This is a genomic window from Paenibacillus terricola (assembly GCF_014779765.1).
GTDB lineage: Bacteria > Bacillota > Bacilli > Paenibacillales > Paenibacillaceae > Paenibacillus_T > Paenibacillus_T terricola.
In genome coordinates this window covers 69,704-95,226 of record NZ_JACXZA010000006.1, presented here as the reverse complement: position 1 = coordinate 95,226, position 25,523 = coordinate 69,704, and the positions used below count along the sequence as shown (strand labels likewise).

At 51.3% G+C, this 25,523-nt stretch carries 20 protein-coding genes; 19 read left to right on the top strand and 1 reads right to left on the bottom strand.

Features of this window, described 5'->3' with window-relative positions:
• The first annotated feature begins 286 nt into the window (after positions 1–286).
• From H8B09_RS22175 to H8B09_RS22145, 7 genes are all read left to right on the top strand, one after another.
• Positions 287–1,912, top strand: coding sequence for a catalase (locus H8B09_RS22175; protein WP_224753887.1), 1,626 nt, complete (start codon positions 287–289; stop codon positions 1,910–1,912).
• A gap of 158 nt (positions 1,913–2,070) precedes the next feature.
• Complete coding sequence (locus tag H8B09_RS22170) at positions 2,071–2,640, top strand: glycerol-3-phosphate responsive antiterminator (protein ID WP_318152702.1); 570 nt, start codon at positions 2,071–2,073, stop codon at positions 2,638–2,640.
• A gap of 238 nt (positions 2,641–2,878) precedes the next feature.
• Positions 2,879–3,703, top strand: a complete 825-nt coding sequence (locus tag H8B09_RS22165) for an HAD-IIA family hydrolase (RefSeq protein ID WP_318152701.1) — start codon at positions 2,879–2,881, stop codon at positions 3,701–3,703.
• 29 nt (positions 3,704–3,732) lie between these two features.
• Positions 3,733–5,115 carry an ABC transporter substrate-binding protein gene (locus H8B09_RS22160; protein WP_191205775.1) on the top strand — a complete coding sequence of 461 codons (1,383 nt, stop codon included), beginning with the start codon at positions 3,733–3,735 and terminating at the stop codon, positions 5,113–5,115.
• 33 nt (positions 5,116–5,148) lie between these two features.
• Positions 5,149–6,033: a carbohydrate ABC transporter permease gene (locus H8B09_RS22155; protein ID WP_191205774.1), complete on the top strand. Its 885-nt coding sequence runs from the start codon at positions 5,149–5,151 to the stop codon at positions 6,031–6,033.
• Between the two features lie 15 nt (positions 6,034–6,048).
• Complete coding sequence (locus H8B09_RS22150; RefSeq protein ID WP_191205773.1) at positions 6,049–6,867, top strand: carbohydrate ABC transporter permease; 819 nt, start codon at positions 6,049–6,051, stop codon at positions 6,865–6,867.
• A gap of 251 nt (positions 6,868–7,118) precedes the next feature.
• Positions 7,119–12,272, top strand: a complete 5,154-nt coding sequence (locus tag H8B09_RS22145) for an S-layer homology domain-containing protein (RefSeq protein WP_191205772.1) — start codon at positions 7,119–7,121, stop codon at positions 12,270–12,272.
• Between the two features lie 82 nt (positions 12,273–12,354).
• Here H8B09_RS22145 and H8B09_RS22140 read toward each other — a convergent pair whose 3' ends face one another.
• Positions 12,355–14,310 carry an ABC-F family ATP-binding cassette domain-containing protein gene (locus tag H8B09_RS22140; protein WP_191205771.1) on the bottom strand — a complete coding sequence of 652 codons (1,956 nt, stop codon included), beginning with the start codon at positions 14,308–14,310 and terminating at the stop codon, positions 12,355–12,357.
• A 353-nt stretch (positions 14,311–14,663) separates the two neighbouring features.
• On the opposite strand from H8B09_RS22140, the gene H8B09_RS22135 reads away from it, so the two are divergent.
• From H8B09_RS22135 to H8B09_RS22080, 12 genes are all read left to right on the top strand, one after another.
• Positions 14,664–15,302 (top strand): 5-formyltetrahydrofolate cyclo-ligase, encoded by a 639-nt coding sequence (locus H8B09_RS22135; RefSeq protein WP_191205770.1) that lies wholly within the window; start codon positions 14,664–14,666, stop codon positions 15,300–15,302.
• A complete protein-coding gene (gene moaC / locus H8B09_RS22130; RefSeq protein WP_191205769.1) occupies positions 15,290–15,778 on the top strand; it encodes a cyclic pyranopterin monophosphate synthase MoaC in 489 nt (162 codons plus the stop codon). Before H8B09_RS22135 ends, moaC begins: the two co-directional genes overlap by 13 nt.
• A gap of 117 nt (positions 15,779–15,895) precedes the next feature.
• Complete coding sequence (locus H8B09_RS22125; protein ID WP_191205768.1) at positions 15,896–16,396, top strand: MogA/MoaB family molybdenum cofactor biosynthesis protein; 501 nt, start codon at positions 15,896–15,898, stop codon at positions 16,394–16,396.
• Positions 16,386–17,429 carry a molybdopterin-binding protein gene (locus H8B09_RS22120; RefSeq protein WP_191205767.1) on the top strand — a complete coding sequence of 348 codons (1,044 nt, stop codon included), beginning with the start codon at positions 16,386–16,388 and terminating at the stop codon, positions 17,427–17,429. The genes H8B09_RS22125 and H8B09_RS22120 overlap by 11 nt, the downstream gene beginning before the upstream one ends.
• 69 nt (positions 17,430–17,498) lie before the next feature.
• A complete protein-coding gene (locus H8B09_RS22115; protein ID WP_191205766.1) occupies positions 17,499–17,732 on the top strand; it encodes a twin-arginine translocase TatA/TatE family subunit in 234 nt (77 codons plus the stop codon).
• A 179-nt stretch (positions 17,733–17,911) separates the two neighbouring features.
• The gene (tatC, locus tag H8B09_RS22110) at positions 17,912–18,742 is read left to right on the top strand and encodes a twin-arginine translocase subunit TatC (RefSeq protein WP_191205765.1); all 831 of its coding nucleotides are present in this window, start codon (positions 17,912–17,914) and stop codon (positions 18,740–18,742) included.
• 148 nt (positions 18,743–18,890) lie between these two features.
• Entirely contained in the window at positions 18,891–20,009 is a 1,119-nt protein-coding gene (locus H8B09_RS22105) for a GerAB/ArcD/ProY family transporter (RefSeq protein ID WP_191205764.1), read from the top strand.
• A complete protein-coding gene (locus H8B09_RS22100) occupies positions 19,993–21,423 on the top strand; it encodes a spore germination protein (RefSeq protein WP_318152700.1) in 1,431 nt (476 codons plus the stop codon). The genes H8B09_RS22105 and H8B09_RS22100 overlap by 17 nt, the downstream gene beginning before the upstream one ends.
• On the top strand, positions 21,420–22,565 hold the full coding sequence (locus H8B09_RS22095) for a Ger(x)C family spore germination protein (RefSeq protein WP_191205762.1): 1,146 nt from the start codon (positions 21,420–21,422) through the stop codon (positions 22,563–22,565). The genes H8B09_RS22100 and H8B09_RS22095 overlap by 4 nt, the downstream gene beginning before the upstream one ends.
• 145 nt (positions 22,566–22,710) lie before the next feature.
• Positions 22,711–22,992, top strand: coding sequence for a co-chaperone GroES (groES, locus tag H8B09_RS22090; protein WP_191205761.1), 282 nt, complete (start codon positions 22,711–22,713; stop codon positions 22,990–22,992).
• An 88-nt stretch (positions 22,993–23,080) separates the two neighbouring features.
• On the top strand, positions 23,081–24,709 hold the full coding sequence (groL, locus tag H8B09_RS22085) for a chaperonin GroEL (protein ID WP_191205760.1): 1,629 nt from the start codon (positions 23,081–23,083) through the stop codon (positions 24,707–24,709).
• A gap of 370 nt (positions 24,710–25,079) precedes the next feature.
• Positions 25,080–25,430: an ArsR/SmtB family transcription factor gene (locus H8B09_RS22080; protein WP_191205759.1), complete on the top strand. Its 351-nt coding sequence runs from the start codon at positions 25,080–25,082 to the stop codon at positions 25,428–25,430.
• Positions 25,431–25,523: the final 93 nt, after the last annotated feature.

The window sequence follows — 25,523 nt, the reverse complement described above, 5'->3', positions numbered from 1 at the left end:
TCTATCGTCCTAGAGGAACATAGCATAAGCGAATGTCCCGCTAAACCAGGCGATAATTCGACGATGCTTTCGACAGAATTGTACAACAACTTGTTCAGGGGTGTGGATAAACCTGTGGATGAGGTGAATATCCGAATAAATGGCAGATGCATAACGGATTGTTCGCAGAGAAATACTGGATGGGGAGCGTAAATCAGGACCCAATGCATTTCGAAAGCGATGCGGTACATTTTCGACAAAACGAACCATTGTTCAACATGAAGCTCGAATGAAGGAGGCGACAACGATGACAAATAACGATTCCAACGGACTTGGAGCAGGTGGCTCGAATGATCAGCGATTCAGCGAGGGAGAGTCGGAACTAACGCTAACGAACCGGCAAGGTCATCCGATTACGGACAACCAGAATCTTCGGACCATCGGACGTCGGGGGCCATCTACACTTGAAAACTATGATTTCCTTGAGAAAATATCGCATTTTGACCGAGAGCGCATCCCAGAGCGAGTCGTACACGCACGCGGAGCGGGCGCCCATGGGTACTTCGAGGCCTATGGCAAGGCAGGCAATGAGCCAGTATCCAAATATACGCGGGCGAAGTTGTTTCAGAAAGCAGGCACGCGGACGCCGGTGTTCGTGCGATTCTCCTCTGTTATTCATGGCAATCATTCGCCAGAGACGTTGCGGGACCCGCGCGGATTCGCGGTCAAATTTTATACGGAGGACGGAAACTGGGATCTGGTCGGCAACAATCTGAAGATCTTCTTCATTCGAGATGCGATCAAATTCCCGGACATGGTGCATGCGTTCAAGCCTGATCCGGTAACGAACATTCAGAGCAACGAGCGTTTCTTCGACTTCGTGTCGAACTCGCCTGAAGCGACACATATGGTTACGTTCTTGTTCTCGCCATGGGGCATTCCGGCCAACTATCGTCAAATGCAGGGCTCGGGTGTGAATACATATAAATGGGTCAATGAAGAAGGGCAAGCCATGCTGGTTAAGTATCATTGGGAGCCGCTGCAAGGGGTTAAGAACTTGACGGCTGGCGAAGCGGAGAAGATTCAAGGGACGAACTTCAACCACGCGACGCAGGACTTATATGAAGCGATCGAGCGCGGCGACTATCCGGAGTGGGAGCTGAGCGTACAGCTGATGACCGACGAAGAGCATCCTGAGCTAGACTACGATCCGCTTGACCCGACGAAGCTGTGGGATCCTGAACAGTTCCCATTCCTGAAGGTTGGCAAAATGGTGTTGGATACGAATCCGATCAACTATTTTGCAGAAGTGGAGCAGGTGGCGTTTGGTACAGGCGTTCTCGTCGACGGTCTCGATTTCTCGGACGACAAGCTGCTGCAAGGACGGACCTTCTCCTACTCCGATACGCAGCGGCATCGGGTAGGAACCAACTACTTGCAACTGCCGATCAATGCACCGAAGAAGCATGTTGCGACCAATCAGCGTGATGGTCAGATGACTTATGAGGTAGATCTCGCGCCAGGTCAGAATCCGCACGTTAACTACGAGCCATCTTCGCTTGGCGGCCTGCAAGAGGCTCCGCAGCATGGCAAGGAGCATGAGCCGCTCTATAATGATCGGCTTGTACGGCAGCAGATTGACCGGACGAACGATTTTGCCCAAGCTGGAGCAACCTATCGCAGCCTCGATGAAGTAGAACGAGCGGATCTCATTGCGAACCTTGGCGGAGCGCTCGCGGAATGCAAAGACATCATTCGCAATCGGATGGTTGAACATTTCACGAAGGCGGACCCGGAGTATGGCGCCAATGTTGCGAAGGCGATCGAGGAGGCGCTTGCGAAGCGGGCGAGCATGAACAGCGGCATTACGTCGCAGAATGGCGACGCTATGGAGATGGCATCCGAGCTTGGTCATAAGAGCGACGGGTACTAAGGATGAATTTACATAGGTCGGGCAGAGGTATGATCTCTGCCCGACTTTTTATTTTCCGAGAACGGTGCATCTCGATTTACAACCGCCCTCCCCAGTTAATATTGTACGAACAATTCATCACTAGACTAATAGCAAATACGATTAGGCAGGTGAATGCGGTGAAATTTTATCCAATCATTGCTTCCGTCACCAAAGAGGAGCAGTTTGCGCATGTTCTTGAAAGCGATGTCGAGCGTGTGAATTTGATGACGGGCCATATCGGCAATCTGGAGTCTTATATTACGAAGCTGCACGATTGGGGCAAGCAGGTCTATGTCCATATTGAGATGATCGCTGGCCTTGGCAGAGATGCGCATACGGTCGCTTATTTGCGGGACAAGTTTCAGGCGGATGGCATTATTACGACGAAATCCAACATTATAACGGCTGCGAAGCAGTCCAATCTGCGTACGATCCAGCGCATCTTCGCGATCGACACAGCAGCGATTCATACCGCTGTTCGGATGATCAACAGCACGAACCCCGATGAAGTTGAGTTGATGCCAGGATTAATGCCCCGCGTTACGCAGGAAGTGAAGGGAATGATCAAGCAGCCGCTGATCGTCGGCGGATTGATCCGTCACGAAGAGGAGGTTGCTGCTGCATTGGCTAGTGGAGCGGACTACATCTCAAGCGGCGATCCGCTCATGTGGCGGCATGCGATAACGAGTAAGACGCCAGTCCAATAAATCGACAGCAAATTTACAATTTCACCAGGTTGAATTGATTTTCCGTTGATGAAAGTCTTTTATACTTCAATTGTAAGTTGTAATAACCTAAACCGGTTACTGCTCAATCGGGTTGAGACCAGGAGACAAACCCTTGTTCGGTAATGGGATACACAAGATACGACCGCAGCTAGCCGGTCTTCTTACGTATTCCATTTCTTCGACAAGGGTTATTTTGTTTGGAAGGAGAGAATCGCAGGTGAGGCCCATATTCGATTTCACAAGCTATCTATTCGATCTCGATGGGACGATCTATGTCGGGGGAAAGGCATTGCCCGGGGCAGTAGATACCATTCAAACATTGCGCGATCGAGACAAAAAAATTATGTTCGCAACGAACACGACCGTATATACGCGCGAGGAAGTACGGGACAAGCTGATCCAGCTAGGAATCGAATGCGAGCGAGATGAGATTGTGACGGCATTATCGGTTGCAGGAATGTACTTCCGCCATTACGCGCCAGGAGCGAAGGTACTGCTCATCGGCAGCGATGCGATGACAGAAGAGATGAAGTTTAGCGAGGTCGATACGACCGATGACCCGATGCTTGCCACCCATGTATTGGTCGGTCTTGACCGCCGCTTCGACTTCGAGAAGTTGACTGTAGGGATGAATGCCGTACGCAGCGGGGCGCTGCTCATCGCTGCCAATCCCGATCCGTTCTGTCCGCTCGAAACAGGCGTTATTCCCGATACGTGGGCGCTCGTTCGTGCCATTGAAACCGCGAGCATGCTGCAGACGCATGACATTATCGGCAAGCCATCCCGCTATTACGCTTCCTATGTACTGCATCAATTAGACTGCAGACCGGAGGAGTGCTTGATGGTTGGGGATCGGCTGGAAACCGATGTCGAGCTCGGCAATTCGACGGGGATGTACACGGCACTTGTATTATCCGGTGCAGATTCTAAGGAATCGATCGTCCGTACGGGCATTGAGCCTGACTACGTCTGGGCGTCAATCGGCGTGATCGCCGAAGAAGCTAGGCTTCAGCCTTCATCTAAGGTGAAGGAACAAATATAAGAGGTCCATTATTAGGAGGAGAGAATCCAATGAAGAAGCTAGGCATTCTGCTTGTTGCTCTTACTTTCGCTCTGACCGCTTGCGGCAGCAAGGACGACAGCAACACCAACGACAGCACGAAGACGACGGGAACGGAAGCGTCCACAACGAAAGACACAACAAGTGCTGATTCCGAGAAGACGACGGATACGGCAACCGCTTCGGACAAGCCTGTTAATCTTAACTTCTATTTCCCTGTAGCGGTCGGTGGACCGATTACGGGCTTAATTGACAAGCTTGCAGCTGATTTCAATAAAGAGAATCCGAACATTACGGTTACGCCTACTTATGCAGGCAACTATCAAGATACGATGACCAAAGTTGTCACAGCTGTACAAGGCGGCAACTCGCCAGACCTCGCCGTACTGCTGTCCACAGAGCTGTACAGCCTGCTCGATATGAATGCGCTCGAGGAGCTGACGCCGAAGTTCCCGCAAACGTATTTTGACGGATTCTATGAAGCGTTCATGGGCAACACGAAGTCGGGCGACCAAGTATGGAGCGTACCGTTCCAACGCAGTACGATCGTTCTCTACTACAACAAAGATATGTTCAAAGCAGCGGGCCTCGACCCGGAGAAAGCGCCGACGACTTGGGAAGAACTGCGTCAAGATGCAGCGAAGCTGACGCTGAAGGACAGCAAAGGCGCTATCTCCCAATGGGGGATCGAAATCCCGTCCACAGGCTATCAATATTGGATGCTTCAAGCGCTGTCGCTTCAATCGGGCGCGAACATCGTCTCGAACGATGGCACGGAAGTTTATTTCAACAAACCGGAAGTGAAAGAAGCTCTGCAGTTCTACTCCGATCTCGGCCGTACAGACAAAGTAATGCCTGAAGGCGTACTGGAATGGGCTACGGTACCATCGGACTTCATTAGCGGCAAGACAGCGATGATGTTCCATACAACGGGTAACCTGACGAAGGTGAAAACAGACGCGAAGTTCGACTTCGGCGTTGCCTATCTGCCAGCCAACAAAAGCTTTGGTTCACCGACTGGCGGCGGCAATTTGTACGTATTCAAAGACATTCCGGATGACCACAAAGCAGCTGCTCTCAAGTTCATTGAGTTCCTTACGCAGCCGGAGCGCGTAGCGCAATGGTCGATCGACACAGGTTATGTCGGCACGACGAAAGCAGCTTATGAAACGGATCTGTTGAAAAATTATGTCGCACAATTCCCGCAAGCAGCTATTGCTCGCGACCAAATGCAATATGCTTCAAGCGAACTGTCCACGCATCAGAACGGCCAAATTACGAAGCTGTTCAATGACAATATTCAAGCAGCGCTTCTTGGCACGATGACGGCCGAGGATGCACTGACGAAATCGCAGCAGCAAGCGGACGATATTCTGAAGCCATTCAAGAAGTAATAAGCGAAGAGAAGAGGGACGGCATTGATTAGGATGAGGCAGCTATTGCGGGGGTACAGTTGGAAGGAAAATATGCTGGCTTATATGCTGCTGCTTCCATCGCTTGTATTTCTCGCAGCATTTACGATCTACCCGATTATTAAAGTTGTCGATTGGAGCTTCTATGAATCTGCGATGGGCATCAAACATTACGTCGGCATAAAGCTCTATGAGCGGGTGTTCCATGATGATGTGTTCCTGAAGGTGCTTCGGAACAATTTGCTGCTGGCGATCGTGACTGTACCGATTAGCGTTCTGCTCGCCTTATACATGGCGATATGGGTGAACAACAAAGTACGGGGAACGAGTCTCATTCGAGCCGCCTTCTTCTATCCGACGCTTATCCCGATGATAGCGATCGCTAACATCTGGCTCTTCATCTACACGCCGGATTACGGGCTGCTGGACAAGTTTCTTCAGTTGCTCGGCATCGATGGGCCGAATTGGCTTGGCGATCCATCGTGGGTGCTGATCTCGATGATGGGGATGCTCATCTGGAAGGAAGCCGGCTACTTCATGATTTTCTATCTGGCGGGGCTGCAATCGCTGCCGAAGGAAGTATACGAGGCGGCGGAGATCGATGGAGTTAAGCCGCTGCGCAAGTTCGTGTCGATTACGTTCCCGCTCATCATGCCGACGACGTTGTTCGTACTCGTCATTGCGACGACGAACTCGTTCAAGCTGGTCGATCATATTTACATCATGACGAAGGGCGGACCGAACAATGCGAGCAACCTGCTGCTGTTCCACATCTACGAGACAGCGTTCAGCTTCTGGGATATGGGTACTGCATCTGTGCTGACGGTCATTCTGCTCGCCATTCTGCTGGTCATTTCCATTCTCTACTATGGAATATTGGACAAGCGGATTCATTACTAGAGAGGAGCCGCGCATATGGCTGTACACCGTATTGTGAATCGCATCGGAACTGTCGTCCTAGCTGTCCTGTTCATCGTGCCGCTGCTCTGGGCAGCGATAACGTCCATAACGCCATCGGATGAAATATTGACCCGGGTAAATCCGTTCGCAGTCGTGAAGCTGTCATTCGAGAACTATGTGGATGCATGGAAGACGATCCCGTTCCCAATCTATTATCGGAACACGATCATTATCGTAGCGGGCATATTAATTGCACAGCTTGTCACGATGACGCTGGCGGCGTACGCCTTCGCCAGGCTGCGTTTTATCGGGAAATCAGCGCTGTTCATTCTGTTTCTCGTCCAAATTATGATTCCGCCGGACATTCTTATTTTTCCTAACTATTCGATAATGAAAGAGCTCGATCTGATCAACACGAAGCTGGCGATCATGATTCCGTATTGGGCTTCCTCATTCGGCGTCTTCCTGCTTCGCCAGATGTTCTTGCAGATTCCGTACGAGCTGGATGAGGCGTCCAAGGTGGATGGATGCAGATGGTGGCAGACGTTATGGCATGTGTATCTGCCTTCGTCAAAGCCGACCTATGTGGCGTTCACGCTTATCTCGATCAGCACGCATTGGAGCAACTTCATGTGGCCGCTCATTGTAACGGATTCCGTGTCGAACCGTCCGCTGACCGTAGGCATTGCGATCTTCGCCCAATCGTCGGAGACAGGGGCGCAATGGGGGCCGGTGACAGCGGCAACGCTGCTCGTTATATCTCCGCTGCTGGTTGCATTCTTCTTCTTCCAGCGGCAGTTCGTACAGAGCTTTATGCATGCGGGCATTAAGTAGAGTTGTAGATTCACAGATTGGTAGATTCATAGATTGATAGCTCCGTAACACAATCTTTAATAGCAGATGATATTCGCATAATAGTTGATTGATAGATTGAGAGTAACAACAATCGAATATCAAATTTAGGGTATGAGACGATGAGAAACCCCTTTATGATGCGCAAGGACGCTTATTTGGCGTTGCCTTGACCGCATCGTGAAGGGGTTTTTGCGTTGTTCTTGGCCCGCCAAGAGAGAGGGAGAGTTAAGGTGAAGAAGAAGTGGTCAACGTGGATGAGCATGATCGCACTTGTCGTTATGTTCGGGAATGTCGCACAATCGGCAGAACTGCCGGCAAAGGCTGAAGCGGCTGGGGCAGTGACAGAAGAGTCGGCAGCAACCTTGCCGGAAGCGGGCAACGAGTCGCAGCCTGCAGCGGACGATGCAGCTGATGATGTAGAGCGAGCGGCAGAAACGGATGCAGAATCGGAACCAGCAACGACGTCTGAGACAGATACACAGTCGAATCCGGAACCAGCAACGACGCCTGAGACAGATGCACAGTCGAATCCGGAGCCAGCAACGGGTGATGGGCTGGAAGCTGAACCTACAGCGGCTGCAGCGTTAGCGGCAGATCTAGCTGAAGCAAGCAGGAAGACACTGGACGTTCGCAAGACGCTGACGGCTCCGATCATCGACGGCAAGTTCGATGAATCGTTCTGGTCGGTAACCCATTCCGTAGAAGTACCCTATGGTGGCGATGGACTAACGACGCCAGCTAAGCTTGGCTTGCTGTGGGACAATCAATATTTGTACATCGGTATGGATATGACGGATTCGACCTTGACTTCAAACGCGCCAGGCAATTGGTTCGATCAGGACAGCGTCAGCTTGTTCTTTGACCCAACGCTGCACAGCTCGGAGCCTTTTATCGGCAGCGACATGCAGGCAGGGTTTAACTATGCGGCAGGTGCTACGACGCCAACGTTTCATTTTGGCTCGGCGCTGAACAACCATGCCGGTAAAGATGAGAAGAACATTTTGCGCGCCATACAGACGACGGATCATGGCTGGTCGCTCGAGGTTGCAGTCCCTTGGACGATGCTCGATATGAATCCGATTCAACGGAAGCAGCTTGGTTTCGAAGCATCAGCGACGGACCGTTACAGCGATGATGCAGCTTCGGTTCACAATGGCGCATGGAGCGCCTATCAGTCCAACTCGTTCTGGAATAACACGAAGGGTTATGGTGTCCTTACGCTTGTCGATGACAGCCCGGTATCTGGAAGTGTGGATCCTGTACTGCTGCAAGAAAACTTCGATGCTTATGCGGACGGCTCCATTCCGCCGAATTGGATCTCTGATGTGAACAGCGGCAGCGCACCGTTCGGCATTGTGAAGGATGGCAGCGGCAATGGCCGTATGGCATTCTCGGGTACGGCAACGGGCAAACAGAGCCGGGTCACGGCGCCTGTTCAGTGGGACAACTATACGGTTGAAGCCGAACTGCGATTCGAGAGCGTGCTGAACTCGGCACGATGGGCATCCCTTATTTTCCGCGGAGCGGCAGACGGCAAGAAGCCGTACAACCAAATGGCGATTCGCCAGAATGGTACGTATGAAGTGGCTTACCGCAAACCGGATGATTCTTGGTCGGTTATCGCCACCGGGACTTCTCCTGCGTTGACGATTGGGCAGGACTATACGCTCAAGATGCGGGTATTCGATAACAACGTCAAAGAGTATATCAAAGCGAAGAGTGATACGGACTATAAGCTGCTAGTGGACCGAAGCTTCTCTGCCGATCTGCTGTCACGCGGCAAAGTAGGCTTCCAAGCGGATCAAAGCTCGGTTTCCTTCGATAACTTGAAAGTCACTCGCATTACAGCTAATTCGCTTGCGCTGACCGTGCCTGCAACGGTTGAGGCGTTGACGGCACCGGTGCCTCTGACGGGTACGGTTGTTTACTCGGATGGTATTACGGAAGCACTTGCAATGGACCGTGTTCAGCTATACTCGTCGGATGAGTCGGTCGCAAGAGTAAGCGGGGGGCAGCTGTATGGCATTAAGCCAGGTACGGTAACGGTGACGGCTGTATTCGCGAATGCAGAATGGTCGCAGACGATTACGGTTGCGCCTTCGACTGCACCAGTAACGGTTACGTCGCTGAAGCACGACACGGGTTATACGCTGGCGACAACGAACGTGCCGTTGGATCCGGCAACGTTGTCTTTTGATGCTGTGTTCAATGATTTCTCGACGGGTACGGTATCGGGCAAGGATCTGACATGGACTTCGGCGGATGCGGCGGTGGCTGTTGAGGATGGCAAGCTTGTAGTAAAGCAGAAAGGCGTTCATACGGTTACCGGACAGAAGGACGGTGTTTCGGTTAACCTGCTCATAGCTGCGAAAGATGCAGCGGACGCGGAATATGTGCTGTATGAGAATAATTTTGACAATATGGCAGACGGTGCACTCCCGACGGATTGGAAGCGAATTGAAGGGACGACAACTAGCAAAGCGGCTGTAAAGTCCGGCGTATTCGAGATCGATGCGCTCGCTTCTCCAGATAATCCATCCCGCGTGCTGCTTCCTACGTACTTGAGTATGTTCGGCAACTATAAAATTGAGGCGGATGTAACGAATACCGCGTCGAACGATGCGGCAAGATGGAATTCGATTATGTATCGGATTCAGAACAACAACTATCCTTATTACCAGATGGCGGTACGTAAAGATGCGACAGCCGCTAATGGGGTAGAATTCGCAGAACGTACACCAGAGAACGCTTGGAATGTTATGAACAGAGGTTCCTTCAGTGAGGCGATTAATGCGGACAAAATGTATCACTACACGGTTGTAACGTACGGTGATCGCGTTCGTGAGCTGATTAACGACGAAGTGATGATCGATACGGCGAGTGCGACGGCCTATACGAAGGGCGGAATCGGCTTGCAAGCCAATGGCAGCAAGATGAAGGTCGATAACCTTCGCGTTACGCTGCAGCTCGAGCAGCTGCCGCCTCTTCCAGGCGATCGTTATGTGGATGTAACAGAGGCGGATACGCGAATCTCGCTCGCGCCATCGGTTGTGACGGACATTGCAAGCAAACAGCAGCTTGCGAGCTATACAGGCAACGCGCTGCCAGCGACGGTCATTCTTCATGTGAATGATGATATGAAAGTCGTTGCGCCAGATGGTGGACAAGTCATTATGACGTTGGACGAAGCATTGCAAACGATAGACACGCGCATGATTCCAGCTTTCTATGTGGAGAGTGACAAGGCAGTTGATGCGTTGGTTGCTTATTTGAAGCACAATGAGCTTGAGGATGCTTTCGTCATTTCGGACAAGCCAGCGCTTGTGAAGCGAGCAAGAGCGGCGAATTTGATGCTGCGTGGTATTGTCGATTACACCAAGGCGGCAGTTGCATCGAATGATGACCTGATGAAAATTCGTGAAGAAGCGACAATCAACAAGGCTAAGATCGTTGTATTGCCACAAACGGCTGCATCGAAATCGAATGTGGCGTACCTCCAGGAGCGTACGATTGTAGTCTGGACGAGAGAAAATGCTGCTGCAAACACGCAGGATCAATATGTGAACCTGCACAGCATGATCACGGCGGGCGCCAACGGGATTATAACAGGAGCGGTCGGTGAACTGTTGCGTGCGTTGAATGTTTACTCCAATGAGACTACGCTTATCCGCAAGCCGTACATGATCGGGCACCGCGGTCTGCCTTCGGCAGCGCCGGAGAATACGATTATTAGTAATGAACTGGCGCTGGACGCGGGCGCTGATTTTATCGAGAATGACATTTATTTGTCCAAAGATGGCGTCCTCGTCATTATCCACGACTCCGTTGTTGAATCAACGACGAACGGCAAAGGCGCGGTAGAGAGCTTCACGCTGGAAGAGCTGCGCAAGCTGCAAGTGAAGCAAGTGGCAGGAACGAACTATCCGGAAGCGCGTATTGCGACGCTTGAAGAGCAGATTGATCTGGCAAGAGAACGCGGCGCGATGATCTATGCGGAGATTAAGACGGCTACGCAGGCAGCGGTCGATGCTTTCGTTAAGCTCGTACGAGAGAAGCATGCGGAAGATATTATCAACACGATGTCCTTTGATACGAATCAATTGGTAAGGCTTGCGGCGCAGATGCCGGATATGCCGCTTGGTCTCCTTACATCAGGCTATGCGAATGAAAATGCAGTAAACAGCTCGCTTCGTGAAGCATTGAAAGTTACGCAATACTATGACAGTACGTTTAATACAAGCTATAGCGAACTTGGCGAGAAGTTTATGCAGGCAGCGCATGAACGCGGTCTGATCGTTTCTCCTTGGACTTATAACAATTATAACGATTTCAAAACGATCTTCCTGCGCGGCGGCTTCGGCATTACGACGGACTATGCAAACTGGGCAAGCAAATGGGTGTATGAAGTTGAGCCAGAGAAAATGGAGTACACGCTTGAAACAGGAGCGAGCCAAGATTTGAAGGCGGCGGTTCGCAGCTATGATCGAACGTTAACGCAGGTTGAGCCAACAGTTGTTCTGTTGGACGACAGCGGTACGGTTACGGCGAAAGATAACCATATTACAGCGAACAAAGCGGGCGTTACGTATGCGCTGCTTCGTTACACAGCGACCATTGATTCGGATCACTATGATGTGTATACGCAGCCGATCGCGATTCGCGTGAATGCGCCAAGCTCGACTGGTAATGGCGGTAACAATTCGGGGAATGGCAATAACAACACGGGCAATAATGGCGGCAGCGAGAACAACAATCCAGGTAACAACGGAGGTACAGAAGAGAACAACAATGGTGGTCAGCAGGGCGGAGGTACGAATGAAGGCAATGGCTCGGGAGGCACGACAGTCGAGCAGCCTTCTTTCTCGGACATTAACGGCCACTGGGCATCTTCGATTATTATGCAGGTTGCTGAGCATGGTTTCATGAACGGTTACCAGGATGGTACGTTCAAGCCGAACAACAGCATTAGCCGTGCTGAGTTCATTACGGTCGTGTCCAGACTGCTGGCGCTGCCAGAAGCGCAGAACAGTTCTTCGTTCAGCGATGTAAAGGCGAATGCCTGGTATGCGAAGTATGTGAACAGTGCGGTAGAAGCGGGTTGGGTACAAGGCTTCGCGGATCATACCTTCCGTCCGAATCAGAACATTACGCGAGAAGAGGCAATTGTTATTCTGTATCGCGCACTGCAAGACAAGCTGCTTTCGGCAGACAATGAGCAATTGTCGTTCACGGACAGTGCGAAGATTGCTGCTTGGGCACAAGAGGCGGTACTGGTGATGACGACGAACGGATTGCTCGGCGGCTATCCAGACGGTACGATCAGACCCAAAGCAAATCTGACGCGTGCAGAAGTTGCAGCGATGATCGTGAAATTCATAGGCTAATTTGTTTTGACAAAAAGGCGGCGCAGGGCTGAACGATTCCGTTCATTCCTGCGCCGCCTTTTGGGCTTTCCTTCACCAGTCTTTAACCAACCAATGTTTCCCACTGCTCGTACACCGCCGCGAGTTCCGTGCGTTTCGCGTCGATGCTGGCTTGAATCTCTTGCACGCGAACGTAGTCGTTGAACACTTCAGGCTTCGTCAGTTCAGTCTCCAGTTCTTCGATAGCCGATTCCAGTTCAGCGATAGAGGCTTCGAGCTGCTCCAGCTTACGCTGACGAGTGCGCTCGTCGCGCTTGGCCTGTTTGTCTGCTTCATACGAAGAACTTGGAGTCGAAGAAGTATCTACTGCTGCTGCCTGGGATTTCGCAGCGCCTTTACCGCTCGCTGCTTCTGCAGCAGCGAGAGCGGCCAGCTCCTCGAGCTCCTGCTTTTTCTCGATCATATCGTCATAATTTCCCAGGAAATGTCGGCAGCTATCCGGTGTCAGCTCAACGATTCGCTCTGCCATCTTGTTCAGGAAATAGCGGTCATGCGAGATGAACAGCAGCGTGCCATCATAATCGATCAACGCCGACTCCAGCACTTCCTTGCTGAACAAGTCCAAGTGGTTGGTAGGCTCGTCGAGAATGAGTACATTGGCGCGGTCCAACATTAGCTTGGCTAGAGCAACGCGTGCTTTCTCGCCGCCGCTCAATGATGACACGACCTTCTGTACATCGTCTCCGCTGAACAAGAAGTTGCCGAGAACCGTGCGGATGCGTGCTTCCTCCAGATGAGGGAAGGCGCTCCATACTTCCTCCAGCACCGTATTGGAGCCTGTCAGTGTTGCCTGCTCCTGGTCATAGAAACCAAGCTTAACGTTCGAGCCCCAACGGAACGCACCATTGGCTAGCGGCTGTCGGTCAATTAGCGCCTTGAGCAGCGTCGATTTGCCGATACCATTCGGGCCTACCAACGCCACTGTCTCGCCGCGTTCAAGGCGGAAGCTGATATTGCGGAACAGAGGCTGATCGGCACCTTCGAACGCAACAGAAAGCGAATCGGCTGTAAGGACGTCCTTGCCAGTCTGCCGATCGATCTCGAACGAGAAGTGCGCTTTCTTCAACTCGCCGAGCGGCTTGTCGAGACGATCCATCTTATCAAGCGCTTTGCGCCGGCTCTGCGCGCGCTTGGTCGTAGAAGCGCGGACGATATTGCGTTGAATGAATTGTTCCAACTTCGCAATTTCATCCTGCTGCTTCTCATATTGTTTCAACTGTGATTCGTATTCTGCGGCTTTCAAATCAATGTAACGGCTGTAGTTGCCCGTATACCGCTTCGCGGCATGACGTTCGATCTCTACGATGCCTGTCGCCAGTGCATCAAGGAAGTAGCGGTCATGGGAGACGATCAGAATCGAACCGCTGTAACCGCGAAGATACGATTCGAGCCATGTCAACGTCTCGATATCCAAGTGGTTGGTAGGCTCGTCAAGCATAAGCAGATCAGGAGCTTGCAGCAGCATGCGGGCAAGTGCCAGCCGTGTCCGCTGTCCGCCGCTTAGCGTCGAGATGACCGTATTCGGATCGAATTGGCTGAAGCCCATGCCATGCAGGACGCTTTTGATCCGAGTATCCATCTCGAAGCCGCCATTGCTGCGAAACCATTCGGAACGCTCCGCATAGCGGGCAAGCGTTTCTTCATATCGCTTCTCGTCACGCTGCAGATCAGGGTCTGCGATGGCGACCTCAAGCTGGCGAAGCTCCTGCTCCGTATCAAGGAGTGCACGGAATACTTCGCGCATTTCTTCAATAATAGTGCGATCGGATTGAAGTCCGCTGTTCTGAGCCAGATAGCCGATGCGTGTTTCTTTGGCTTTGTAGATCGTTCCGGAATCATAGGACATTTCGCCTGCGATAATTTGGAGAAGCGTCGACTTGCCGGCGCCGTTCACGCCAACGAGGCCGATCCTTTCGCGCTCCTGGATTTGAAATGTAATACGGGATAGAATCGGCGTAACGCCGTAGCTTTTGGATAAGTCAGAAACTTGAAGCAGCATATGGAATGATAACCTCCAATTCACAACATGAGTCAACGTATAGTGACAGTTTACCACATAAGAATTTATATGTTTCCGGTGTAATTAGGAAAGAACAAATTCTTATTGGCGAGGTGAACCGACAGAGCCGACTTTTTAATCGGAACGGTTCGATTCAATTCGATAAAACCTACCTTTCGAAGATACTTAACTCCTCAAAGCTATAGGTCGAACATCTTCGCTTGGCCTAGATAGTGCTTTTCTCACATGATAATGACCGAATACGAAACTAGCCTTCGCATTGGCGAAAGCTGTTCAACAATGGTAAACTAATAACGATTATTGCTGCAAGATTTGGTAGAGAGGGCTAACCCATGATGCAACAGAATAACGGCGAGAAGCGCGAGCTGCGGGCTGTCATGAAGAGTAGGCGCGAAGCAATAGCGCCAGCACAACGTACAAGCTGGTCGCAAGCGGCTTGTCAACGTATAGCCGACCTATTGGCGGGTATCGGAGCCGAGAATGTGATGGTCTACATCGGGCTTCGTTCGGAGCTGGATACAGCGGAATTCATCGAGTGGTGCTGGCGGAATGAAATTGCTGTGTCGGCACCGCGCTGCGAAGCGGATGGCGTAACGATGACGCCATATTGGATTCGCGGTTGGGACGAGCTCATGCCTGGCGCGTTCGGCATTCGAGAACCGAATCCAGCGCAGGCTGTGAAGTGCGAAGATACGTACGTACCTGGCGCTGTCATTGTTCCTGGACTTGCCTTTGATCAGCTCGGAGGAAGGCTTGGATACGGAGCCGGCTTCTATGATCGTTATTGCGACCGTCTGCGCAGCCTTGTGCCAAGTGAGAAGGAAATGCCATTGTGGGCTGGCTGCTGCTTTGAGGCGCAGATCGTCTCGGCAGTGCCAATGGATAGTCATGATGCTCGAATGGATGCGATCGTGACAGAGCAGCACGTGTACTGGAGCGGACGAAGGAGTCGATTAGATTGGAATCGTTAACGCATTTCGATGAGCAGGGCAGAGCGCGTATGGTTGATATTTCGGAGAAGGACGTAACGAAACGGACAGCGATCGCGCGGACGGCGGTAACGATGCGGCCGGAGACGCTGCAGACGATTAAGGAAGGCCGGATTAGCAAGGGAGATGTGCTTGGGGTCGCGCAGGTTGCTGGCATTATGGCGGCGAAGCAGACATCGGCATGGATTCCAATGTGTCATCCGATTGCGTTGACAGGCGTCAGCATCGCCTTTGAAGATAATGGCCATGATGAGCTATACATCGAAGCTACAGTAAGAACGACCGGCAAGACAGGTGTAGAGATGGAGGCGCTGACCGCTGTTTCAGCTGCTGGATTGACCGTATATGATATGTGCAAGGTAATCGATAAAGATATGGTGATTGGACCGACACGGTTGATCGAGAAGACCGGCGGTAAGAGCGGGGATTATCGGCGGAATGACGAGAAGTCAATCTAGCTCCCTCGCGGAAACAAGCAATTTGCTTATAAGCTACAGTTTGAAAGAGGCAAGCAATTTGCTGAGCAGAGTGACTTTGAGCTCGGCTCAAAGATCCTGAGTCAGGAGGAATTGTTCATGAAATGGAAAGTGGCGATTCTGACAGCAAGTGATAAGGGCTCGAGGGGAGAACGCGAGGATACGAGTGCGCAGGTCATTCGAGAATTGGTGGAAGAAGAGATCGGAGGCGAGATTGTCGACTACCGAATCGTACCGGATGAGCAGGATGAGATTATGGCTGCTCTCATCGAGATGACGGACTATTATAAGGCGGATCTCGTGCTCACGACAGGCGGAACAGGCCTTGGCCCACGGGATGTTACGCCTGAAGCGACCTTGAAGGTTGCTGATCGTCTCGTGCCAGGTATTTCGGAAGTGATGCGAATGAACGGGATGAGCCGGACGCGCAGGGCGATGTTAAGCCGAGGCGTCAGTGTCATCCGGGATCGTTCGCTCATCATTAATCTTCCTGGAAGTCCCAAAGGCGTTCAGGAAAGCCTTATGAGCGTCATCGATCAGCTTCCACATGCGCTTGGCATTGTATCCGGCCAAGTTGGGGAACACGCCAATGAACGGTAATGAAACGAGCGACGGACAATTACAATCGACAGTAATGCGGGAAATTCCGGTCGAGGAAGCAGTTGGGATGCGGCTTGCGCACGATCTGACTCAGATTGTGCCCGGCCAGTTCAAGGGACGTAAATATAAGCGCGGCCATCTGATCACGGAGGCCGATATTCCTGGATTGCTTGATATCGGGAAGGCACATATTTATACGCTTGATATTGGGGATAATGATTTGCACGAGGATGAGGCAGCAGGCCGTCTTGCCGCATCGCTGCAGGGCGAAGGCATCGTGCTGTCAGAGCCGCATGAGGGCAAAGTTTCGCTTCGCGCTCAGCGGACTGGACTTGCGGTTATCCCGCCTGAATTGGTTGAATCCATCAATCGGATTGGCGACATTGCACTTGCGACCGTTCGGCATCATACGCTCGTTCGAGAGGGACAACCAGTCGCCGCTACGCGGGCAATCCCGCTTGTTCTGCCGAAGGAGAAGGTGGAAGCGGCAGAGAAACTTGCACAGGCTTACCGTCTGGAGAATGATGGAGCAGCTCCGATTACGGTGCGTCCACTGAAGAAATTCAGAGTTGGTTTGCTTACGACAGGCAGCGAGGTGTTTAGTGGACGGATCGAGGACAAATTTGGTCCAGTCGTGCGCGCCAAGCTGGAGGCACTTGGTTCCGAGGTCGTGGAGCAGCGCTTCACCCCTGATGATCGACATACAATTGTCAATCATATCCGTTCCTTGTTTGACAGCGGTTATGATATGATACTAGTGACTGGTGGTATGTCCGTTGATCCGGACGACCGGACGCCAGGCGCGATCCGGGAAGCCGGCGCACACATCGTAAGCTATGGCACACCAATGCTGCCGGGCTCGATGCTGTTAATCGGTTATTTGGCCGGGGTACCGATTATGGGACTGCCGGGCTGCGTCATGCATGACCCGCATACCTCTTTCGATGTGCTGCTTCCAAGAATATTGGCTGGCGACACGATAACACGCGAAGATATCGTTACGATGGGGTATGGCGGATTGCACGGCTGCTAGTACATAGAATTACGCTATCTCGTTAGCAGTTTCTAGTATACACAAACGAATATTAGAGAGGTGAATGGAATGTTTAATGGTATCGGACCTACGGGCTTTATACTGCTCGTCGTAATCGCACTGCTGCTGTTCGGACCGAACAAACTGCCTGAGCTTGGTCGCGCATTCGGACGTACGCTGCGTGAATTCAAGGCGGGTGCCCGCGAAGTAATGAGCGACACCGATGATCAGAAGTCGAAGGAACGTGTAGAGATCAATAAGGTGGACGACGTTCAAGTCAACGATAAACGGCTCCCGGAATAGTTGGAGCCGTTTGTCATGAGGCTGACATTACTATTTGCAATACAAACTACCTCTAAACGCGGCTGCATATCTCGTATGGGGCCGCGATAGAGGTTTTTTCACGCACGGCATACATATGAAGCGCGTGTCGCACCCATCGAGTGGACAAGATACGCGTGCTTGGTTAGGAGTGAGCCAACATGGCCGAACAACGGCAGTCTTCCGGCCAGTCGGCGGCGGGGATTAGAAGCCGCATGCGCGAAGAAGGAATGATGCCGCTGCTGGAACATTTGGGCGAGCTGAGGCGGCGCCTTTTCTGGACGATATTAGTACTCGTTGTCGGGCTCTGCATAGGGCTGTATTATGCGAAGCCGCTTTATCAATTCGTAATAACGGATGGACCGATGAACGGTGTTGATCTTCACACGTTCTCGTTATGGGATGGCATCGGGATGTATATGAAGTTCGCGTTCCTCATCTCGCTGGTGCTTGTGCTGCCATTCGGCTTCTACCAGCTATGGTCGTTCGTGAAACCGGCTTTATCGCCGAAGGAGCAGAAGGCGACGCTGAAATATATTCCGTTCGCGCTTTTCCTCTTCTTGGTCGGTCTTTCATTTGCTTATTTCGTTATCGCGCCGATGGCGTTTGATTTCACAACGTCAGTGTCTCGCAGCCTTGGTTTGATTGAGACGTACGGTGTCATGCAGTACATTCAGTTTCTGTTCAATATTCTCCTTCCGATCTCGCTGTTGTTCGAGCTTCCGCTCGTCATTATGTTTCTGACCAAGCTGCGGATTCTGAATCCGATTCGTCTGCGCAAGATGAGAAGGGTCGCCTACTTCGTCATGGTGTTGATCGGTACGATCATCACACCGCCTGACGTCATCTCTGACGTGCTTGTATCGATTCCGCTGCTCTTGCTGTATGAGATTAGCATCTTCTTATCGAATTCGGTCTATAAGAAGCAGCAGGCTGCAGATGCCGCATGGGAGCAAGAGTTCGAAGCAGGAAGCGCAGTGAACGAGTCATAATGGAAGCTGTAAATAGAGTAAGCCGATTCGCAATTTTCCTGATGAAGGGATGTTGCGGATCGGCTTTTTTTTGTGTTCCATTATTCGACAAACCATGTATGATCACAGGGCCCGAGGGGAAAATATTGGGGATGGAGGTGAGGTCAGGATGCAAGCGATGAAACGTTTTGGCTTATGGCCGATGATTATGATGATGACGCTGTCGGTCGGAATCGTAAATCATGTCGTCATCATTCCCTTATTGCTGAAATCGGCACATCGTGACGCGTGGCTGAGCGTGCTTGTTTCGCTTCCCGCGGCTGCGCTGTGGGCTGCTTTTCCGCTGATGGGCATCGTTCGTTCCATCAAGGAACGTTCGTTCAACGACTGGCTGGACGCCAGGGTGCCGTCTGTGACCAAATGGCTGGTGAATGCAATCATTTTCTCGATGCTAATATTCACGTGTTATCATTCGCTAGTTGACACAGTCGCCTTCTCCAATTCGACTTATGTGCCGCTTACGCCTTCGTATGTCGTAACGTTCCTCTTTATTGCGCTTTGCGCGTACGGCGCATTGGCAGGTCTTCGGACGATAGCATTCATATCGTGCATTCTGCTTCCGATCGTTATTTTCCTCGGCGATTTTGTCATGTCGGCTAATATTCGTCACAAGGATTACCATTTCATGCTGCCGATTGCAGAGCATGGCTTTAGTTCGATTCTGGACGGGGGATTGTATGCTTTCAGCGCTCTGCTCGAGCTGTATATGCTGATGCTGATTCAGCCTCACCTGAAAGGACAGATGAGCCGAGGAGGCATCGTAATACTGATTGCGTTTCTTGCGATGCTTGCGCTTGGTCCCGCTACAGGAGCGATCGCAGAGTTTGGCCCGTTCGAGAGCGAACGGTTGAAGTACCCGGCATTCTCCCAATGGAGGCTCGTAACCATCGGTCACTACATTGAGCATCTTGATTTTCTTGCGATCTATCAATGGATGGCCGGCTCGTTCGTGCGGATTTCATTAACGCTATACTTGGCATCGGAGCTGTTGTTCCGGACAAACAAGAGCCGAAACAACGGCATCATCGGACTGTCCCTTCTGGTTGGATATGCGGCTTATTATACCGTGGAGAGGCAACTGTATTACAGAGGCATGCTTCAGGACTATTTTCACTATTCCGGCATTGTAGTTCTATTCCTAACGTTAATGCTGTGGGCCATTGCTGCCGCAAGCGGTGCCGATGGGAAAGAAACGGAAGGAGGTGGAAAGCGTGATCGACACGGATAATAAAAAGCCGAGTTCAGCTCGCCGCAATCCGAGCCTGCAGGATTGGGATGAGATGGTGGAGCGCTGCGGCGACGTGACCATGCGCAACATCAATGTTAATGACGGCAAGGTGCAAGTCCACATGTACTATTGCATTGGCATGATAGATAGCCGCGAGCTTCATATCGGCATTATGAATGAGATGGAGTCGTGGGATTTCAGCTCGAACTCTTGTATGCCGCCGGTCTTCTCGCAAATCCGGGAGGATGTCGATACGGAGTCCATCTTTATGGAGCTTACATCGGGTGCGCTGATCGCCTATTGCGGCGATCGCTGGTACAAAGCGGAAATTAGCGATCCTCCTGGCCGCCAGCCGGAAGAGTCGACAATGGAAGTGTCGCTGAAGGGACCGCGAGACGGCTTCGTCGAGAAGCTGGAGACGAATCTGGCGCTGGTGCGCAAGCGGCTGAGAACGGCTGATTTGCGTTGCGAATTCTATTCGCTCGGGAAGATGACGAAGACTGAGGTAGCGTTGCTATATCTCGATGGCAAAGTCAAAAGCTCGATCGTGGACGAGATGCGCAGTCGATTGAAAGCGATCGACGTTGATGCGATGTACAGTTCAACGCAGCTGGAAGAGCTGGTCTCCGATCGTCCGCTGTCGTTATTTCCGCTGCTGGACTACAATGGACGACCGGATTATGTGGTTCAGGCGCTTGTAAGCAAGCGAGTTGCGGTATTGGTGGATGGCTCGCCGTCTGCTATTATCGCACCGGCATCGTTATCGCTGCTTATCAAGTCGCCGGAGGATGCGCATTTGCCGTACCATTATGTGACGATGGAGCGGCTGCTTCGTTTATTCGGTCTTGTGCTGGCGCTGTGCGTGCCAGGCTTTTGGATCGCTTTATCCGCCTTTAATACCGACCAGATCCCTTTCAATCTGTTGGCTACCGTAACGGTATCGCGTGCAGGGCTTCCGATCTCCGCCCCTATGGAGATGTTCATGATGCTCGCGATGTTCGAGCTGTTTCGAGAAGCAGGCGTCCGACTGCCGAGACCCGTCGGTCAGACCGTGTCCGTCGTCGGGGGCTTAATCGTCGGCGATGCCGCGATTCGGGCAGGCCTTACTTCCCCGACGATGTTAGTCGCGGCAGCGGTAACGGCCGTTGCTACTTTTACACTAGTCAATCAGTCCTTGAACGGGTCGGTTAGCGTCATCCGACTGTTTATTCTGATCTTGTCCTCCATCCTTGGTATATTCGGTTTCTTCATCAGCGTGTTCGTCGTTCTTGTGTACATGTGCTCGCTGGAATCGTTCGGGCATCCATTCATGGCGCCGATCGCGCCGATTGAATGGCGGAAGCTGCTGAGAGCGATCATTCATGTGCCTTGGGATTTGCTGAGACATAGAAGCAGAGGGAGCGAGAGCCGATGAGCTTCGGATGGCTGAGAAACGCAATAAAGGCATTGCTCGGCTTGTCCGTTGCGCTAGTGATCGGAGGGTGCTGGGACGAAGTCGATCTCCAGGATGTCGGTTATGTTACAGCGCTTGGCGTCGATTATAAGGACGGTAAGTACATTCTCTACGGAGAGATGATCGGATTCAGTGCAGTAGCAAAGACGGAAGGCGGGACTCCGGACAAATCTCCTGTCATATGGATCGGGCGCGGCGAAGGGGATACCGTGTTCGAGGCGATTCGCTCACTGATTAAGTCTTCTCAATATCAAGTCAGCATCGAACAGCTGAAATCGATCGTCATTCAAGAGCGGGCCATGCTGCAGATCAATGAGCTGCTAGATGCACTTAACCGGCAACGGGCTTCTAGGTATACGGTGTGGATGTTCGGTACACGCGATGAGATCGAGAAGTTGTTCACGACCCATAATCTTTTTAATCGTTCGCCGCTCATTAGCCTATTGTACGCCCCTCATCTGTTGCACGAGCAAATCAGCGCATATCGGTCTATGAATATGCAGATGTACGTACAGCAGCTGAATGAGCCCTCCATTACCGTCTTGCTGCCCAGCTTGACTGCCGAGACAGGGGATTGGAAACAGATGGACAAGCCGATGAAGCTCAACTTGCTTGACGGCGTGTTCTTATTCTCGAATCGAAGCTTTATTGGTTACATGAGCGACAACGACTATCGAGGAATCCGATGGTTGCAGCCTGATTTCAAGCATGAACTGTTAGCCATAAAGTCAGACGGAGATAAGGCGACTATCTCTGTAGACGATGTGAAGCAGCAATTGAAAGCAATCGCTCAAGGCGACCATGTTCGTTTCAAGCTGAAGATAACAATCAAGGCGCATTTGGTTGAAATGGGAGGCAAGCTTTCCAAGCAGGAGCTGGAGAGCGTGGCGAATAAAATTGTGACAAAGGAGCTTCAGCGAGCTTATAAGTCAGGGCTGAAGCAGCATGCCGATGTGTTTCAGACAAGGCTGAATTTGTATCGGTACCATTTGTCTTATTGGAAGAAGCACGTATCAGGGCACGACTGGCTCCCTGGCGGAGAAGACATGGACATTGAAGTGCGCACGATATTGCAGTCAAGCGGCAAATATGAGCTCCAATAGCGATATGTTAAAATCAGATAAATTGATGGCCGGGCACTTGAAATGTATCGCCAAAATGAGTATTATAAAAATGGTTGTTAGCACTTGAGTCGTTCGAGTGCTAATAGAAAGTACAAGGAACATTTTCTAAAGGAGGCTATTTTTCATGATCAAACCTTTGGGTGAGCGCGTATTGGTACTGCCGATCGCGAAAGAAGAGACTACGGCAAGCGGCATTCTGCTTCCAGATACGGCCAAAGAAAAGCCGCAAGAAGGACAAATCGTTGCTGTAGGCAGCGGCACGCTTAAGGACGGCGTACGCATTGCGCTTGAAGTTCAAGTAGGCGATCGCGTTCTGTTCTCCAAATATGCGGGCACGGAAGTCAAATACGAAGGCAAAGAGTATTTGATTATGAAGGAAAGCGACATTCACGCAATCCTGGGCTAATCGCTCGAGGAGTCACATACAAGGCAGACACACATAACGGAGCAGCGTGCTCCGTGATTCTAATACTTATTCTAGGAGGTCATTGACGATGGCTAAAGATATCAAATTCGGCGAAGACGCTCGCCGCGCTATGCTGCGCGGGGTTGACGCACTGGCTAACGCGGTTAAAGTAACGCTCGGTCCTAAAGGCCGTAACGTCGTATTGGAGAAGAAATTCGGCTCCCCGCTGATCACGAACGACGGCGTGTCGATCGCGAAAGAAATCGAGCTCGAAGATGCATTCGAGAACATGGGTGCTCAGCTCGTTAAAGAAGTAGCAACGAAAACGAACGACGTCGCTGGTGACGGTACGACGACGGCTACGGTTCTTGCGCAAGCGATGATCCGCGAAGGTCTGAAGAACGTAACGGCTGGCGCTAACCCTATGGTTATCCGCAAAGGCATCGAGAAAGCTGTTCGCGCTGCAGTTGAAGAACTGCAGAAGATCGCGAAGCCAATCGAAGGCAAGCAATCGATCGCACAAGTTGCTGCAATCTCGTCCGCTGACGACGAAGTTGGTCAACTGATCGCTGAAGCAATGGAGAAAGTCGGCAACGACGGCGTTATCACGGTAGAAGAATCCAAAGGCTTCGCAACGGAGCTGGAAGTGGTTGAAGGTATGCAATTCGACCGCGGCTACCTGTCGCCATACATGATCACGGATACGGACAAAATGGAAGCTGTCCTCGACAATCCATTCATCCTGATCACGGACAAGAAAATCACGAACATTCAAGAGATCCTGCCAGTTCTCGAGAAAGTCGTTCAATCCGGCAAAACGCTGCTGATCATCGCAGAAGACATCGAAGGCGAAGCGCTTGCTACGCTGCTCGTTAACCGTCTGCGCGGCACGTTCACTTGCGTTGGCGTTAAAGCGCCAGGCTTCGGCGACCGCCGTAAAGCAATGCTGGGCGACATCGCTGCTCTGACGGGCGGCCAAGTGATCACGGAAGAGCTCGGCCTTGAGCTGAAGCAAACGACGGTTGACCAACTCGGTACGGCTCGTCAAATCCGTGTTACGAAAGAAAACACGATCATCGTTGACGGCGCTGGCGAGAGAGCCGACATCGACGTTCGCGTTAACCAAATCCGCGCACAGCTGGAAGAAACAACTTCCGACTTCGACCGCGAGAAGCTGCAAGAGCGTCTGGCTAAACTGGCCGGCGGCGTAGCAGTTATCAAAGTCGGCGCAGCAACGGAAACAGAACTCAAAGAGCGCAAGCTCCGCATTGAAGACGCACTGAACTCGACGCGTGCAGCAGTCGAAGAAGGTATCGTTTCGGGCGGCGGCACGGCACTCGTGAACGTATACAATGCAGTTTCAGCTGTTCAAGCAGCTGGCGACGAGAAAACAGGCGTTAACATCGTGCTTCGCTCCCTCGAAGAGCCAGTTCGCACGATCGCAGCGAACGCAGGCCAAGAAGGCTCCGTTATCGTTGAGCGTCTGAAGAACGAGAAAATCGGCGTAGGCTACAACGCAGCAACGGGCGAGTGGGTAAACATGTTCGAAGCGGGCATCGTTGACCCAGCGAAAGTAACGCGTTCCGCACTGCAGAACGCTGCTTCCGTAGCGGCTATGTTCCTCACGACTGAAGCTGTCGTAGCAGATAAGCCAGAACCAGCTAAACCTGCAATGCCTGATATGGGCGGCATGGGCGGTATGGGCGGCATGATGTGATAACCACCGAAAACCCTTGATTTATAAGGGGTTTGAGGTGCCGGGGGTATCCTGAGGGTAACTAAAGGGTAACATCGGGGAGAAAACTAGAGGCTTCTCATGAGTTCAGCGAACTTGTGAGAAGCCTCTTTTTTCGTTCCTTTGGTGACGTGCAGATACACGTAGTAATGACCCGCTTGCAACGAATTAATTAACGAATTATTTGCGATACAAGCATCCCCGGACGTGTTTCGAGTCTGGATCAAATTCATCAACTTTTCTTGATTAATAATTGATGTTTCTGTTATCCCATGTTAACATCAAAAAAATGATTTATGGCACGCTGAATTCGATCTGTACAACTTAAAAATTATGGGAGAGGAGATAATATATGATAAAAGGGTTTCCTATATTTAGTGACAAGGATGCATCTGTAGATTTCACAACGTATGAAAAAAAGTTTAAAGCCTTTGCGGATCAAAAACGGCTTCAAATTATGTACGAACTTACTCAAAGGGGCAGCACTTGTGTATGCGAATTAGGCGAGTTGGTTGATATGCCGCAATCGAAACTCTCGTATCACCTTAAAATACTGTTGGATGCTGGTATCATTAACCGCGAAACGAAGGGGACATGGAGCTATTACGAATTGAATCAGCTTGAGGTAAACAGGCTGCTTTCATCCGATTTGTGCTGTATATTCCGCCGTCAAGATGAGACTTCATTGGATTGCTGCAAATGATTTTTTATGACCTATAAATCAAAATAAATTGATTTAAGAATCATAAGAAAGACCGGGCATGATAAGTTGTACGATTCATGAATGAGTATTTTC